Below are 1,094 nucleotides of genomic sequence, written 5' to 3'. Positions count from 1 at the left end.
TTATTCAAGAAAAGCGCCCTATTCTGGAATTACTCAGGTCGTTGAAACATGTTCTCACCTTATCAAATCGTTTACCGAATTGTTGGGGGACAAGGCCGAAATTGAAGAAATAATTATTGTTGGAAAAAGAGAAGATAATGAAGTTTACCAAGAAGCATACAAGCGACTTCAAGAATTAAAAAGGGATTCCTAAGCCTTTAGGAGTCCTTTTTATGTGTGATCATTTAGTAACACCTGTACGATCAAGTGAAAATAGAATGTAACTTAATAGGCCTAATGACAGCTTCGCTGGTACTACCCCGATATAAAAAAACCGGAACGAATCTGGATTAAATGAAAATGTTGTCCCTTTTTATTGTCGCTCCCAAAACGCTGGCGGTTCAATCTCAAGTAACCGTAAGTAAATAAAACCTTGGCCCCGATGGTGGATTTCATTTTCCAACGCATAATGTAGACGTTCGAAATGACTCATTTCGCCACCAAAAAAGGGATCTTTTTCTACGGTGTGCAACCGTTCCTCGGTGATTTTTGGCCACCATTTTTGCACATCCTCATTTGTTTCATGACAACCGTCTAAAAGTTTCGCTTTGGTCGAAACACCAGCAAAAGGTTGGCTATATTCCCATTCACCGAGAGCGATACCGCGTATATATGCGCGTTCAATATCTAGTATCTCTAAAATCATTTTTGAGAATGGCCGCAGCGGTTCGACCGGTGCAAAGGTGAATAACTTGTCTTCAGGGAAAGCCTCAATTGTTCGAATGGTTAAACGACGATTCCCATCCAAAATTTCGCGAAATTGCTCTAATGTCGTGACCATCGTTGGTCGCCTCCTTAATTATTGATACTAATGATAAATAACCTGGTTTCAAATTCTGGATGTAAATATTATTATTCTGTTTAAATTACAAAAATCCTTCTACAAATTAACTGCAGCTAGCTCATAAGTCTTATTTCATTAAATGGCCCGATTGTTGAATAAGAGCTAAAGACGATTCTTCAACAATCGGGCCACTTTAGTTGAATAAGAAAAGCCACCAATAATGGCAGCTGATTGATCAACTCAAGCACCCGTTCGTATTATAAGGTCAGCC

The 1,094-nt window shown here is 39.0% G+C and carries 2 protein-coding genes; one reads left to right on the top strand and one right to left on the bottom strand.

Features of this window, described 5'->3' with window-relative positions; genetic code table 11:
* Positions 1-193, top strand: a 193-nt coding sequence (locus COD92_RS32465) for a hypothetical protein (protein WP_483295683.1), incomplete at its 5' end; no start/stop codon positions are given.
* Between the two features lie 159 nt (positions 194-352).
* Here COD92_RS32465 and COD92_RS31400 read toward each other — a convergent pair.
* Entirely contained in the window at positions 353-820 is a 468-nt protein-coding gene (locus COD92_RS31400) for a DinB family protein (RefSeq protein WP_098532457.1), read from the bottom strand.
* Positions 821-1,094 lie beyond the last annotated feature (274 nt).

The organism is Bacillus sp. AFS037270 (assembly GCF_002585305.1).
Note: the sequence above shows the minus strand (reverse complement) of the source record. Positions and strands in the feature narration are given on the sequence as shown.